Genomic DNA, 12,514 nt, shown 5'->3' with positions numbered 1-12,514 from the left:
TACTCATTCCTCCCTCTTTCATAAAACATAGCTAGGAGGTGCAACCATGACTGCTGCATTCATCATTTTTTTAATCATAAAACTATTAGCACTCATTCTATTCCTTGCTTGTTTATTTCTAGGTTATAAACTAGTTAAAACATTAAATAAAAAGCAAGTATCTCCTGCAAAAAAATGGGGAATCATTGGTCTCTATAGCCTATTTTTGCTTTTCGTAGCCTATCTTGCAACATTTGTTGTCGTACTGGGAATCAATACTTAGGCTTCGAATTTTGTGATATATATGTAAGGAGAGATAATAAGAGATATCAAAATGAACAAAACTTTATTAGGGCAAATTGAGACTATCCTTAACACACAGCTCTTATCGGTCCAAGAGCTTGCGATATTACAACATGCACAAACTGCCCTTCAACATGACGAATACCTTTTAAAGGTCATCGCTTACTTAAAACAAGAACTTTCGCCTCTTGCAATAAGCAACTCATTGACTCCAGAAGTTTCAGAGTTATTCCTTGAAATAAACAGACAGCACCCAGCAACACGAGCTGCGGCCATTTGGAATTTTCTTGTTCCAAAAACTAAATAAATGGGAATGGACATAACCAACATAAACATCTTGATTATCTACTAATCTCACGGATAAATCCAACCCCTTTCTTAGGAGGTGCTCACCATGGTTTACTTGAAAATAATCATTCTCTGGATTTCTCTAGCCCTTGCATTGTACGGGGACAAGTTCATTCAGAAAGATTTCCCAATTTGGCAAGGGATTTTCCTACTTATTGCTCTGGCAAGTTCACTTTCTTTTCTATTTTAATCCCACATAGAGCATTGGGGAAAGGAGAACAATTATGAAACGAACCAATCTCTTTCAAAAAAAATCAATCGTTTTCACTCTAATCGGCCTCCACTCAGTTGTTTTCCTACTTAGTGGACTTCGCTCTTGGATGTTCCACCAACCCTTCAAATGGTGGATTACCCTAGGGATTAGTGTCGGTTTTTCAGTTGCTTATCTCTTAGTAACAAAAAATGACACCTAGTCATACAAAAAAATCACTAATAAACTACATCAGATGAACATGAAAACATTCCAAAAAAATCCATCTTACAAGACTGAATGCATCAAGTTATCTATCTTAAACTTGAAGTCTTGTAGAACACATACTTAAAAACCAGTCAATCACAGATATAGATTGACTGGTTTTTGCTATTCACATTCTTATATTCAATGAAAATCAAAATCGGACTATGCGACACATATACAATTCTGTTCCTCTAACCTTTCATGGGAACAAACTGAAATCCACCACTGAAGTCATTTAGTCAACAAGGTCTGTCTGTGGTTTTCGAAGTGGATTATTCAAACACAAACTGGTTGTGGTAGAGTTCGGCGTAGAAGCCGTTGAGTTTGAGAAGTTGGCTGTGGTTGCCCTGCTCGATGACCTTACCGTCTTTGAGGACGATGATTTCATCCGCATTCAAGATAGTCTTGAGGCGGTGGGCAATGACGAAGCTGGTCCGTCCTGCGATAATGGCCTCCATAGCCTTTTGAATTTTGGCTTCCGTTACCGTGTCCACGTTTGAGGTTGCTTCGTCCAAAATCAGGACTTGAGGGTCTGTCAAAAGGGTACGGGCAATGGAAATCAGCTGTTTCTGACCAGTTGAAAAGACATTTTCATCATCAGTCACATATGTCTCATAGCCCTCTGGCAGACTCATGATAAAGTCGTGGATATGGGTGGCACGCGCCGCTGTTTCCACCATTTCCTGCGAAATAGTCTCATCGCCAAAGCGAATATTGTCCGCAATGGTACCAGAGAAGAGGACAGATTCCTGCAAGACGATACCAACCTTATCACGCAGACTATCCAAGTCGTATTCACGGATATCGCGACCGTCAAATGCCACGCTACCCCCATTGACATCGTAGAAACGGTTAATCAGGTTCATAATGGTAGTCTTACCAGATCCCGTCGGCCCAACGACCGCCACCATTTTGCCCTTAGGAGCAGAGATAGTCACCTTGTCCAAAACCTTCTGACCTGGCAGGTAGCCAAAGTCAATGTTCTTGATTTCCACTCCTTCTTTGAGTTCGGTGAAATGCGGTGCATTTTCAGGGCGAACTTCTTCAGGTTCGTCAAACATTTCCTGGATACGGTGAGCACCCGTGAAAGCCAGTTGCAACTCCGCCCAGCTGGCTGCAATCTGCATGATTGGCTGGTAGTATTGTTGCGAATACTGAACAAAAATCACCACCAAACCAAGAGCTGCTGCTGTTTCCAAGGAAGAATCATTGAGTACTATGCTGGAGCCTGCAAAGATAACGATGGCCGTATTAACCAGGCTCATCCCGTTCATGAAGGGGAAAAGCACCCCACTGAAGAGACGCCCTTTGAAGGTCGTCCGACGCACTTCTTCATTGAGCTCCATAAAGCCATCGATCGTTTCTTCCTGCACCCCTTGGACGATAATGGCCTTCTGACCAGAAATTTTCTCGTCCATATAGGCATTGAGCTTAGAAACGGCTGCCTGCTGCAAATCCGTGTATTTACGAGACAGACGGATAATAATCACCAAAGCAAGTAGGGCAATCGGTGTTGATGCAACGGTCACCAAGGCCAGACGGACATCCTGACGGAACATCATCCAGACCATACCGATATAGAGGGCAATATTGGTCACAACCTGGGTCAGCGACTGGTTAAAGGCATTTTGAATATTGTCCAAATCCGATGTAAAGCGTGACAGAATATCTCCATCCTTATGCTTATCGAAAAAGGCAACCGTCAAACGCTCCAGCTTACCGAAAAGTCCCTTACGCATACGGTTGGTCGAATGCGCCACAATCCGAGTGAACAAGAGCGTGTAAATCAAGGTCGACACAACTGTCACCACATAGGCCATGAGAAGGTTGAGCATAACCCCGTTAAAATCAGCTATGTCCGGCTTAAAACCAGTCTGTCCCATTTGCTTCGCCGCAAAATAAGCCTGACCAATTTTTCCCAATTCTGTAATGGCATTCCCCAGTAAAACCGGTGTCTTCACCTGCAAATAAGTCGCCGCAACAATAGCCACAAAAATCATAGCAAAGGACAGTTTATAACGTTTAAAATAAAACCAAAAGAAACGTAAAGTCTTCATTTATTCTTCTCTCCCTTTCTGCGTTTCGTAGATTTCACGGTAGACATCGTTCGTAGCTACCAGCTCGGCGTGGGTACCTTGGCCGATCAGATGACCTTCATCAAGTACCAAAATCTTATCAGCTTTGACAACAGAAGAAATCTTCTGGGCAACGATAACCGTCGTTGTCCCCTTCAAATCATGATTGAGGGCCTCTTGTACCAATTTCTCAGACTTGGCATCAAGGGCTGAAGTCGAATCATCTAGTACCAAGACTTTTGGCTCAGAAATCACACCACGGGCAATAGACATCCGTTGCTTCTGACCACCGGAGAAGTTATTTCCCCGCTCCTCGACCTGGCTTTCATAGTTATCATCCAAACGGTCGATAAATTCCTTTGCCTGGGCAATACCTGCGGCCCGCTCCAAGCGTGTCAAGTCCGCCCCAGGCGCGCCCTGACGCAGGTTGTCTGCAATAGTACCCGAGAAGAGAATGGCCTTCTGCAAGACGATAGAAACCGTGTTACGAAGAGTATTTTGATTGACTTCTTTCAAGTCACGACCCCCGATAGATACCGTTCCCTCCTGCGGGTCAAAGAGACGCGGAATGAGTTGGGCAAGCGTTGATTTACCAGCGCCCGTCGCTCCAACCACACCGACCATTTGGCCTGGCTCAATCTCAAAGGAAATATTTTTCAGAGTCGGCTCCGTGTCATGCGGATAGGTAAAGCTGACATTGTCAAAGACAATCTTACCAGTCAATTCTTCATCCGCCACATCCTTGAAGGTCATAGCAGGCTCGGTATCCAAGACCTCGCTGATCCGTTTGATGGAAATAGCTGCGCGAGATGCCTGCATGCCCATGAAAGAGGCCATGATAATAGCAAACATAATCTGCATAAGGTAGCTCATGAAGGAAGTAAAGCCACCAATCGCCTCAAAATTCGTATCCACCATCCCAGATACCAGGTAGAGGGACAAGAAAATAGCCATGAAAGAAATAAACATCATCAAGGGTTGCAGGATTGAAAAACCATAACCGATAAAGAGGTTGAGGTCCAAGAGTTCATTAGACACGGACTTGAACTTGTCGTATTGATTTTTTTCCTGTACAAAGGACTTGACCACACGGATACCACGCAGATTTTCCTTGGCAATGCCGTTCATGCGGTCCATCAGTGTCTGGAATTTCCCAAATCGTGGACCCATAACCCCCATGACCACAGCCATAATCGCCATGATCAAAATAACCATCAGAACGATGACCCACCACAATTCAGGCAAGGTCCGAACCGCCATGATGAAGGCCCCGACAAACAACATAGGAACCCGCATGAGGATGGTAAAGAGCATCATAACCAGGTTTTGAATCTGAGTGACATCATTGGTCATCCGAACGACCAAATTCCCCGCATTAAACTCTTCCACATTTGCATAAGAAAAACTTTGGATTTTTCTAAAAGTTTTTTCGCGGATATCCGCCGAAACCCCTTGGGAAATCTTCGCTGCCACGATAGTATTAGCTAAACCAGCCAAAAGTCCAATCCCAGCAATAACCAGCAAGAGTTTACCGACTTCAACAATCTCTGTCTTATCGTTGGTCAAGACAGCTGTCAAGACATCCTTCAAGTAGCTCGGCTGTAGCAGAGCAGTTGTCACGACCGTTGCAGTTAATAAAACCGAGGCCAAGGCATACCACTTATAACGCAGTATCGCTTCTTTAAACATTGTGCTTCTCCTTATATTCCTTAATATTTTCAGTTAATTGATGGGCCCACTGCTCCACCAATTGAAAATCTTCTTTTGTAATCTTATTAAACAATGATTGGTGCAGTTCCTGATGGAAGTCATCTAGGCGACTAACTTTTTCCTGCCCATTCGCCGTCAGGATAATCTGCTTGTAGCGCTTATCCTGCTTGGATGGAATGACTTGAATAAAATCATTTTTCTCCATTCGTTTGACCAGATTACTAGCAACTGATTTAGAAATTTTCATTTCTTTTTCAATGTCCTTAACAAAGACTTCCTTGTCAGAACACTTAGCTAGATAAAGCAAGGCCCATCCCTGAGGACCAGCGAGATGCTCTACACCATGTTCCTTGGCAATCTTGTCACCAATCTGTTCCACCTGATTGAGTAGGGAACGAAATTCTGCTAAAAAATCTCCCATCGAAACTCCTTTCATTGTTAATTAATGACCATGAGAACCATTATAGTTTTCTAGAGAACTATTGTCAAGCAAAATGAAACATTTTCTTTGTTTTCATAGATTTTTTCATTTTGTAAAAACCGACCTGTCCTTTTCCTGCAAGCCGCCTTTTTCGCTCTGCTATTTTCAAAAAAATTTTATATATGATATAATGGTAAAAACATGAATTCAGAGGAAGCATTATGGAAAAGCAAACCATTGCTATCTTGGGACCTGGCTCATGGGGAACAGCCCTAGCTCAGGTGCTCAATGATAACGGGCATAGTGTCCGTATCTGGGGAAATATCCCGGAGCAGATTGATGAAATCAATGAAAAACATACTAACACGCGCTATTTCAGGGACATTGTTCTAGACGAGAAGATTGTTGCCTACAAGGATTTGGCTGAAACGCTAGATGGGGTCGACGCTGTACTCTTCGTTGTTCCGACAAAAGTTACCCGTCTGGTAGCCAAGCAGGTTGCCGAGACCCTCAAGCACAAGGTCGTGGTCATGCACGCATCTAAGGGCCTTGAGCCAGAAACTCATAAACGTTTGTCAGAAGTCTTGGAAGAAGAAATTCCTGCTGACTTGCGTTCAGAAGTCGTTGTTGTCTCCGGTCCTAGCCACGCTGAAGAAACCATCGTCCGCGACTTGACCTTGATTTCTGCCGCATCTAAAGATTTGGAAACTGCAACCTATGTCCAAAATCTCTTCAGCAATCGCTACTTCCGTCTCTATACTAACAACGACGTAATCGGTGTAGAAACAGCTGGCGCTCTTAAAAATATTATCGCAGTCGGAGCCGGGGCCTTGCATGGTCTGGGCTATGGTGACAATGCCAAGGCTGCTATCATCGCTCGTGGCTTGACAGAAATCACTCGCCTCGGTGTCGCCATGGGTGCCAATCCCTTGACATACAGTGGACTGTCTGGCGTCGGTGATTTGATTGTCACCGGTACATCAGTTCATTCCCGCAACTGGCGGGCTGGAGACCTGCTTGGTAAGGGCGAGAAACTGGAAGACATCGAAACCAATATGGGCATGGTCATCGAAGGAATTTCCACGACCAAGGCTGCCTACGAATTGGCCCAAGAACTCGGGGTCTACATGCCAATTACCCAAGCCATTTACAAGGTCATCTACCAGGGTGCCCAAATCAAAGATGCCATCCAAGAAATCATGTCCGGCGAATTCCGTCATGAAAATGAATGGCACTAATAAAATTGTTAATCATCAATAAATACAAAGGAAAAATGTATGAAAAAAGTTAGAAAAGCCGTCATCCCTGCTGCTGGTTTAGGAACACGTTTCTTGCCTGCAACAAAGGCTCTCGCTAAAGAAATGTTGCCAATCGTAGACAAGCCGACCATCCAATTTATCGTTGAAGAAGCCCTTGCATCTGGCATTGAAGACATTTTGGTGGTTACTGGTAAATCAAAACGTTCTATTGAGGACCACTTCGATTCAAACTTTGAATTGGAATACAACTTAAAAGAAAAAGGTAAGAATGAATTGCTCAAACTGGTCGATGAAACAACTGGTATCCGCCTGCATTTCATTCGTCAGAGTCATCCGCGTGGCTTGGGCGATGCGGTCTTGCAAGCCAAGGCCTTTGTCGGCAATGAGCCTTTCGTTGTCATGTTGGGTGACGACCTCATGGATATTACCAATAAAAAAGCTGTCCCATTGACCAAACAATTGATGAACGATTTTGAAAAAACACATGCTTCAACCATTGCTGTTATGCCGGTTCCCCACGAAGAGGTGTCAGCCTACGGTGTCATTGCACCTCATGGCGAAGGTGTCAATGGCCTTTACAGTGTCGATACATTTGTGGAAAAACCAAAACCTGAAGATGCTCCATCTGACTTGGCCATTATCGGTCGCTATCTTCTTACACCGGAAATTTTTGAAATTCTTGAAAATCAAAAACCAGGTTCCGGCAACGAAATCCAATTGACCGATGCCATTGATACCCTCAACAAAACCCAACGCGTGTTCGCTCGTGAATTCAAGGGCGCTCGTTATGATGTCGGTGATAAGTTTGGTTTCATGAAAACTTCCATTGACTACGCCCTACAACACCCACAGGTCAGAGACGATTTGAAACAATATTTGATTGACCTTGGTAAATCATTAGAGAAAACAAAGAAAAACTAGCAAATCGCTAGTTTTTTTCTTATACCAGATAAAAGATGCCCAACAAGAGAATGAATATAGCTAAATAACTAATAAAACTGTAAAAGATTTGCTTACCAGAAAACAGATTTTTTTCCACAAGCGGTGGAAGAAAAATGACGACTAGGGCACCGCCGACCGCGCCACCAATATGACCTGCCATAGAGATCGAAGGTGTGAAAAGCCCGAGCAACAAGTTCATCCCCAAAAGCATCATGTAGCGTTGCCCAAGAACCTGTAAATAGCGACTGCGACTAAATTTTCTCAGGAGAGCCATAGCCGCAAAGAGGCCAAACAAGGAGGTCGACGCTCCCGCTCCGACCACTCCTGGAGTGAAAAAGAGAACAAAAAGATTGCCCATCATTCCCGACAGCATATAGAGCAAAAAGAAGCGGCGCGGACCAAACAGTCCTTCCAGCTGGTAACCCAGCCCAATCAAGGTGATACTGTTAAACAAAAAATGTTCCCAGCCGATATGAACAAAAATCGGCGAAATCAGGCGCCATAGCTGACTAGGATCCTGGCGTACCGCCTCTCCATACATACCGCCAAATTCAAAAATCGTATAGGCCGCAGTCGTCTGCCCAAAACGCAAGATTTGGATGAGCAAGAATACAGCCGTCGTCACAGCCAACAAGCCATTGGTCACAGGGTACCGTCTATCAAACATCTGTCTCAACAATCACTAACTCCTTTACTGCTTGGTCAAATATCTCCGGCTCAATAGCCAGTAGCTGAAAATCTGCCAAAGTCGACACCGTCTGCCCGTGAAAATCTGCTAGGTAGCGATCATAAAATCCACCGCCATAGCCAATCCGAAAACCGGCCTTATTCCAAGCCAAACCGGGCACATGAATTAAGTTAATCACAGACTTATCCACAGGTTGTGAATAAGTTCCCGGTTCCCAGACACCAAAAGCCGACTTGACCAAATCATTTGGATTATATTCTACAAAATCCATCCGCCCTTGTGAATAGGTCTTAGGGATGAAAATCTGCTTACCATCCGCTTGCGCCTGCTCAATCAGATAACACGTATTCCACTCATATGGCATGGAAAGATAGGTGGCAAGAGAGGTTGCAGACTTGTAAGCCTCTGTCTCTACCAACAAATCAGTCATGGTCTGACTGCTCTTCTCCCGCTGACTCGAGGACAAGAACTTCAATTGAGCCAACATTTCCTTACGAATGATTTTTTTATCCAAAGAATATTCTCCTTTTCAGAAAAAAGGCTGGAAAACCAACCTTAGTTCACTTTCATTTTCAAAAATCCACTCAACTTATCCACAGCCAAGGGAAGAGCAGCCTCATTGGGGTTGAGACGGGGATTGTGGAGGGGATAAGGCGTATCCACTCCTAACCAGAACATGACCCCCGGTACCTTGTTGAGCAGATAACCAAAGTCCTCACCCGTCATGGCAGGTGGGCAGTCAATCATCTCAACTCCCTCCACACCATCAAAGTAAGTCATGAATTCATCTGCTAGTTTCGGATTGTTTTCCACAGGCAGATAGCCGCTTGGGTTGAGTACGATGTCTAGCTCTACACCAAAAGATTTGGCAATGCCTTCAGCCACCTCACGGACACGTTTTTGCACTAAAAGGCTCATGTCTTGCGTTAAGGCCCGAATGGTGCCGTGCAAAAAGGCCGTTTCGGCGATGACGTTATTGGTCGTGCCCGCCTGCATGTGCCCAAAGGTTACCACTGCCCCCTCTATCGGGTCCACATTGCGGCTAACCACCGACTGGACTTGGGTCACAAAGTAGCTAGCCGCCACAAGGGCGTCATTTGCGGTATGGGGAAATGCTGCGTGGCCACCTTTTCCAGTAAACCGTATCTTGACTTCACAAGTGCCCGCAAAAAGGGTCGCACGGTTGGTGGCCATTTGACCAACTTTGAGGTCTGGTCGGACATGGAGCCCATAAAATTCATCTGGCAACCACTCACCAAAGGCACCTGCCTCATACATGAGCATGCCGCCAGCCAGATTTTCCTCTGCAGGCTGAAAGAGGAAGAGCAGATTATGCTTGGGTTGCTGTTCTGCCATTTTCTCCAAAAGCCCCAAGGCAATGGTCATGTGAAAATCATGTCCACAGGCATGCATACGGTCAGGATGGAGAGATTTGAAATCCAGCCCCGTTTCCTCAACGATAGGCAAGCCGTCAATATCCGTCCGCCAACCGATGTTTTTTTCCGGCGCAGAACCTGTCAGATGGACCAAAATACCCGTTTTCCAGGTCCGAACTTGAGCAAAAGCACAATTTTCCAGTAGCTGACCAATGACGTCCATCAAATAGGCATGGGTCTTGAACTCTTCCATCCCAATTTCAGGAATTTGGTGGAGAGCACGCCTAGTCGCAATTAAATCGAGCATGAACTACCTCTTAGAGTGTACGGAGAGCCTCTTCCAAGGCTGTTTTTTGTTGGGTTTGAGCGTCGATTTCTTTGATAATGCGGGCTGGAACACCTGCTACTACCACATTTTCAGGCACGTCTTGAGTCACGATGGCACCTGCCGCAACGACAGAGCCGCTACCAATTTGCACGCCTTCGATGACAACGGCATTAGCACCGACCAAGACATTATCGCCGACGCGAACTGGGTCTGCTGACGCTGGCTCAATCACGCCTGCAAGCACTGCACCTGCACCGATATGGCTATTTTTACCGACCGTCGCACGACCACCAAGAACGGCACCCATGTCAATCATAGTCCCTGCACCGATTTCCGCACCGATGTTGATAACGGCACCCATCATGATGACCGCATTATCACCGATAGCGACTTGGTCACGGATAATAGCCCCCGGCTCGATACGAGCGTTGATAGCGCGCTTGTCAAGCAATGGCACAGCTGAGTTGCGAGCGTCATTTTCCACCACATAATCCACATTTTCCGTCAAGCCAGCCAAAAGCGGCTCCACATCCTTCCAGTCACCAAAGAGGACATTGCCCAGCTTGATGACAGTTGCCGGAACTTCTGCCACCAACTGACCTTCAAAGGTCACTTTCACAGCCGTTTTCTTCTCAGCATTGGCGATAAATTGGATGATTTCTTGAGCGTTCATTTTTGTTGCCGTCATAGTATTTCCTATCTAAAAATTATTTTTTACTATTATACCAAAAATTTTCAGAAAATTCGGGGAATATGGTTTGTAAATGGAACAAAACTTTGTAAAGGAAATTTCAACAGCGGCAAACATTAAAAACGAGAAGATTAAGCTGGTCCTCTCAAGAATATAGCTTTTCGAGCTCTATAAGACTGTAGTTGGTAAATCCCTGTGGAGATTATGGAGCCTTTTTAGTGTAGAAAAAAAAGTCCCATATGACCTATAATGAAAAGCGACTAAACCATCATTAGAAAGGAATCATATGGAATAGATAAACAGTCACTTCCCTGACTGTTTATCCCCGAGCCAAGAAAGAATAAAGCGGGGATAGTATCACAAATTTTCTCGGAATAAAAGACAAAATTTCTGCCTTTCTTCTCAAAGCGACAAGATTTGGGAACAGTCAATGGGACGATGGGGTGTGACATAAAAAATCCTCCAGTTCCGTTTTCTCTAACAGTATACTGGAGAATAGGGAAGCTGAAACAATACTCCGTTATTGGGCGGTTACGATTAAGCTGGTCCTCTCAAGAATATAGCTTTCGTCTACCCACTACAGTTGACAACGATCCTATCACAAAAAGGAACGTCGACAAATCAACGTTCCTTTCACAACTATACCGGCGGCCGGGGTCGAACCGGCACGTCCTTGCGGACACTGGATTTTGAGTCCAGCGCGTCTGCCAATTCCGCCACGCCGGCATATAGTTATAACTGGGGTAGCTGGATTCGAACCAACGCATGAGGGAGTCAAAGTCCCTTGCCTTACCGCTTGGCGATACCCCAATATTAAAATAGGCGAGTGAGGGGAATCGAACCCCCGAATGTCAGAGCCACAATCTGATGTGTTAACCACTTCACCACACCCGCCATAGAACACGGGCAGTAGGAATTGAACCCACACTGAAGGTTTTGGAGACCTTAGTTCTACCTTTAAACTATGCCCGTAAAGGTATGGAGAGAGAGGGATTCGAACCCCCGAACCCGAAGGAGCGGATTTACAGTCCGCCGCGTTTAGCCTCTTCGCTATCTCTCCAAAATATTAAGTTAATGGCGCGAGACGGAATCGAACCGCCGACACATGGAGCTTCAATCCATTGCTCTACCAACTGAGCTACCGAGCCAAAATTGCGGGAGCAGGATTTGAACCTACGACCTTCGGGTTATGAGCCCGACGAGCTACCTAGCTGCTCCATCCCGCGACAATAAAAAGGAGGATGTGGGATTCGAACCCACGCACGCTTTTACACGCCTGACGGTTTTCAAGACCGTTCCCTTCAGCCGGACTTGGGTAATCCTCCATAAAATATAGTCCGTACGGGATTCGAACCCGTGTTACCGCCGTGAAAAGGCGGTGTCTTAACCCCTTGACCAACGGACCATATATGGGCACGAGTGGAATCGAACCACCGACCTCACGCTTATCAGGCGTGCGCTCTAACCATCTGAGCTACGCGCCCAAACCTAAGTTTGGTAAAATGAACAATAAGTTCAAAGCGGGTGACGAGAATCGAACTCGCGACAACAGCTTGGAAGGCTGTAGTTTTACCACTAAACTACACCCGCTTATAATGGGAGTTAACGGGATCGAACCGCTGACCCTCTGCTTGTAAGGCAGATGCTCTCCCAGCTGAGCTAAACTCCCCTTCTGGTCATTCAACTCAACGGTCGAGCATCTGTAGTGTGGAAAGCTACGCTTTCTTCATCCACAACCTGAAACAATCACTAGATTGTTTCAGCTCTCCCAGTGAGCTAAACTCCCAAATGGAATCATCTGATTCCTATGCGCTAAGCGACTACCGTATCTAACAGGGGGCAACCCCCAACTACTTCAGGCGTTCTAGGGCTTAACTGCTGTGTTCGGCATGGGAACAGGTGTATCTCCTAGGCTATCGTCACTTAACTTCTGTTGA

General features: G+C 45.4%; 13 protein-coding genes, 12 tRNA genes and 1 rRNA gene. 6 read left to right on the top strand and 20 right to left on the bottom strand.

Annotated features, from left to right (window positions below):
* Positions 1–46: 46 nt before the first annotated feature.
* From ACVC7T_RS02785 to ACVC7T_RS02770, 4 genes are all read left to right on the top strand, one after another.
* Positions 47–262 (top strand): hypothetical protein, encoded by a 216-nt coding sequence (locus ACVC7T_RS02785; protein ID WP_099811549.1) that lies wholly within the window; start codon positions 47–49, stop codon positions 260–262.
* 51 nt (positions 263–313) lie between these two features.
* Positions 314–589 (top strand): bacteriocin immunity protein, encoded by a 276-nt coding sequence (locus ACVC7T_RS02780; protein ID WP_394733933.1) that lies wholly within the window; start codon positions 314–316, stop codon positions 587–589.
* Positions 590–676: 87 nt separating this feature from the next.
* Positions 677–820, top strand: coding sequence for a hypothetical protein (locus ACVC7T_RS02775; protein WP_394733932.1), 144 nt, complete (start codon positions 677–679; stop codon positions 818–820).
* Between the two features lie 34 nt (positions 821–854).
* On the top strand, positions 855–1,043 hold the full coding sequence (locus tag ACVC7T_RS02770) for a hypothetical protein (RefSeq protein WP_394733931.1): 189 nt from the start codon (positions 855–857) through the stop codon (positions 1,041–1,043).
* Positions 1,044–1,359: 316 nt separating this feature from the next.
* Here ACVC7T_RS02770 and ACVC7T_RS02765 read toward each other — a convergent pair whose 3' ends face one another.
* From ACVC7T_RS02765 to ACVC7T_RS02755, 3 genes are read right to left on the bottom strand one after another with little or no spacing between them, the layout of a single operon-like run.
* Complete coding sequence (locus ACVC7T_RS02765; RefSeq protein ID WP_172073899.1) at positions 1,360–3,144, bottom strand: ABC transporter ATP-binding protein; 1,785 nt, start codon at positions 3,142–3,144, stop codon at positions 1,360–1,362.
* Positions 3,145–4,851 (bottom strand): ABC transporter ATP-binding protein, encoded by a 1,707-nt coding sequence (locus ACVC7T_RS02760; protein ID WP_125266529.1) that lies wholly within the window; start codon positions 4,849–4,851, stop codon positions 3,145–3,147. It abuts the gene before it with no gap.
* Positions 4,844–5,293: a MarR family winged helix-turn-helix transcriptional regulator gene (locus tag ACVC7T_RS02755; protein ID WP_105122345.1), complete on the bottom strand. Its 450-nt coding sequence runs from the start codon at positions 5,291–5,293 to the stop codon at positions 4,844–4,846. Before ACVC7T_RS02755 ends, ACVC7T_RS02760 begins: the two co-directional genes overlap by 8 nt.
* A 221-nt stretch (positions 5,294–5,514) precedes the next feature.
* On the opposite strand from ACVC7T_RS02755, the gene ACVC7T_RS02750 reads away from it, so the two are divergent.
* Complete coding sequence (locus tag ACVC7T_RS02750) at positions 5,515–6,531, top strand: NAD(P)H-dependent glycerol-3-phosphate dehydrogenase (protein ID WP_105160260.1); 1,017 nt, start codon at positions 5,515–5,517, stop codon at positions 6,529–6,531.
* Positions 6,532–6,570: 39 nt separating this feature from the next.
* Complete coding sequence (gene galU / locus ACVC7T_RS02745) at positions 6,571–7,473, top strand: UTP--glucose-1-phosphate uridylyltransferase GalU (RefSeq protein ID WP_105122343.1); 903 nt, start codon at positions 6,571–6,573, stop codon at positions 7,471–7,473.
* A gap of 19 nt (positions 7,474–7,492) precedes the next feature.
* On the opposite strand, the gene ACVC7T_RS02740 is transcribed toward galU, so the two are convergent.
* From ACVC7T_RS02740 to rrf, 17 genes are all read right to left on the bottom strand, one after another.
* Positions 7,493–8,161, bottom strand: a complete 669-nt coding sequence (locus ACVC7T_RS02740; RefSeq protein WP_394733045.1) for a rhomboid family intramembrane serine protease — start codon at positions 8,159–8,161, stop codon at positions 7,493–7,495.
* A complete protein-coding gene (locus tag ACVC7T_RS02735) occupies positions 8,154–8,696 on the bottom strand; it encodes a 5-formyltetrahydrofolate cyclo-ligase (protein WP_447262432.1) in 543 nt (180 codons plus the stop codon). Before ACVC7T_RS02735 ends, ACVC7T_RS02740 begins: the two co-directional genes overlap by 8 nt.
* A 41-nt stretch (positions 8,697–8,737) precedes the next feature.
* Positions 8,738–9,865 carry an N-acetyldiaminopimelate deacetylase gene (locus ACVC7T_RS02730; protein ID WP_105111783.1) on the bottom strand — a complete coding sequence of 376 codons (1,128 nt, stop codon included), beginning with the start codon at positions 9,863–9,865 and terminating at the stop codon, positions 8,738–8,740.
* A gap of 10 nt (positions 9,866–9,875) precedes the next feature.
* The gene (dapD, locus tag ACVC7T_RS02725) at positions 9,876–10,574 is read right to left on the bottom strand and encodes a 2,3,4,5-tetrahydropyridine-2,6-dicarboxylate N-acetyltransferase (protein ID WP_105111782.1); all 699 of its coding nucleotides are present in this window, start codon (positions 10,572–10,574) and stop codon (positions 9,876–9,878) included.
* 645 nt (positions 10,575–11,219) lie between these two features.
* A tRNA-Leu gene (locus tag ACVC7T_RS02720) sits at positions 11,220–11,303 on the bottom strand.
* 12 nt (positions 11,304–11,315) lie between these two features.
* Positions 11,316–11,387 (bottom strand) — tRNA-Gln (locus ACVC7T_RS02715).
* Between the two features lie 11 nt (positions 11,388–11,398).
* A tRNA-His gene (locus ACVC7T_RS02710) sits at positions 11,399–11,471 on the bottom strand.
* Between the two features lie 7 nt (positions 11,472–11,478).
* Positions 11,479–11,549, bottom strand: a tRNA-Trp gene (locus tag ACVC7T_RS02705).
* 7 nt (positions 11,550–11,556) lie between these two features.
* A tRNA-Tyr gene (locus ACVC7T_RS02700) sits at positions 11,557–11,637 on the bottom strand.
* A 15-nt stretch (positions 11,638–11,652) separates the two neighbouring features.
* Positions 11,653–11,725, bottom strand: a tRNA-Phe gene (locus ACVC7T_RS02695).
* 4 nt (positions 11,726–11,729) lie between these two features.
* Positions 11,730–11,803, bottom strand: a tRNA-Met gene (locus ACVC7T_RS02690).
* A gap of 9 nt (positions 11,804–11,812) precedes the next feature.
* A tRNA-Ser gene (locus ACVC7T_RS02685) sits at positions 11,813–11,902 on the bottom strand.
* Positions 11,903–11,910: 8 nt separating this feature from the next.
* Positions 11,911–11,982, bottom strand: a tRNA-Glu gene (locus ACVC7T_RS02680).
* A 5-nt stretch (positions 11,983–11,987) separates the two neighbouring features.
* Positions 11,988–12,061, bottom strand: a tRNA-Ile gene (locus ACVC7T_RS02675).
* A gap of 35 nt (positions 12,062–12,096) precedes the next feature.
* Positions 12,097–12,167: transfer RNA gene (locus tag ACVC7T_RS02670), tRNA-Gly, on the bottom strand.
* A 6-nt stretch (positions 12,168–12,173) separates the two neighbouring features.
* Positions 12,174–12,246 (bottom strand) — tRNA-Val (locus tag ACVC7T_RS02665).
* 142 nt (positions 12,247–12,388) lie between these two features.
* A 5S ribosomal RNA gene (gene rrf, locus ACVC7T_RS02660) occupies positions 12,389–12,504 on the bottom strand.
* Positions 12,505–12,514 lie beyond the last annotated feature (10 nt).

Source organism: Streptococcus sp. P25B114 (assembly GCF_053010325.1).
This window is presented reverse-complemented; position numbering and strand designations above follow the sequence as displayed.

What these genes read in the sequence shown, in the direction of transcription:
- ACVC7T_RS02755 (WP_105122345.1), bottom strand. Translation starts at nt 5,293, where the DNA reads ATGGGAGATTTTTTAGCAGAATTTCGTTCCCTACTCAATCAGGTGGAA.
- galU (WP_105122343.1), top strand. Translation starts at nt 6,571, where the DNA reads ATGAAAAAAGTTAGAAAAGCCGTCATCCCTGCTGCTGGTTTAGGAACA.
- dapD (WP_105111782.1), bottom strand. Translation starts at nt 10,574, where the DNA reads ATGACGGCAACAAAAATGAACGCTCAAGAAATCATCCAATTTATCGCC.
- ACVC7T_RS02785 (WP_099811549.1), top strand. Translation starts at nt 47, where the DNA reads ATGACTGCTGCATTCATCATTTTTTTAATCATAAAACTATTAGCACTC.
- ACVC7T_RS02760 (WP_125266529.1), bottom strand. Translation starts at nt 4,851, where the DNA reads ATGTTTAAAGAAGCGATACTGCGTTATAAGTGGTATGCCTTGGCCTCG.
- ACVC7T_RS02775 (WP_394733932.1), top strand. Translation starts at nt 677, where the DNA reads ATGGTTTACTTGAAAATAATCATTCTCTGGATTTCTCTAGCCCTTGCA.
- ACVC7T_RS02730 (WP_105111783.1), bottom strand. Translation starts at nt 9,865, where the DNA reads ATGCTCGATTTAATTGCGACTAGGCGTGCTCTCCACCAAATTCCTGAA.
- ACVC7T_RS02740 (WP_394733045.1), bottom strand. Translation starts at nt 8,161, where the DNA reads ATGTTTGATAGACGGTACCCTGTGACCAATGGCTTGTTGGCTGTGACG.
- ACVC7T_RS02750 (WP_105160260.1), top strand. Translation starts at nt 5,515, where the DNA reads ATGGAAAAGCAAACCATTGCTATCTTGGGACCTGGCTCATGGGGAACA.
- ACVC7T_RS02765 (WP_172073899.1), bottom strand. Translation starts at nt 3,144, where the DNA reads ATGAAGACTTTACGTTTCTTTTGGTTTTATTTTAAACGTTATAAACTG.
- ACVC7T_RS02770 (WP_394733931.1), top strand. Translation starts at nt 855, where the DNA reads ATGAAACGAACCAATCTCTTTCAAAAAAAATCAATCGTTTTCACTCTA.
- ACVC7T_RS02780 (WP_394733933.1), top strand. Translation starts at nt 314, where the DNA reads ATGAACAAAACTTTATTAGGGCAAATTGAGACTATCCTTAACACACAG.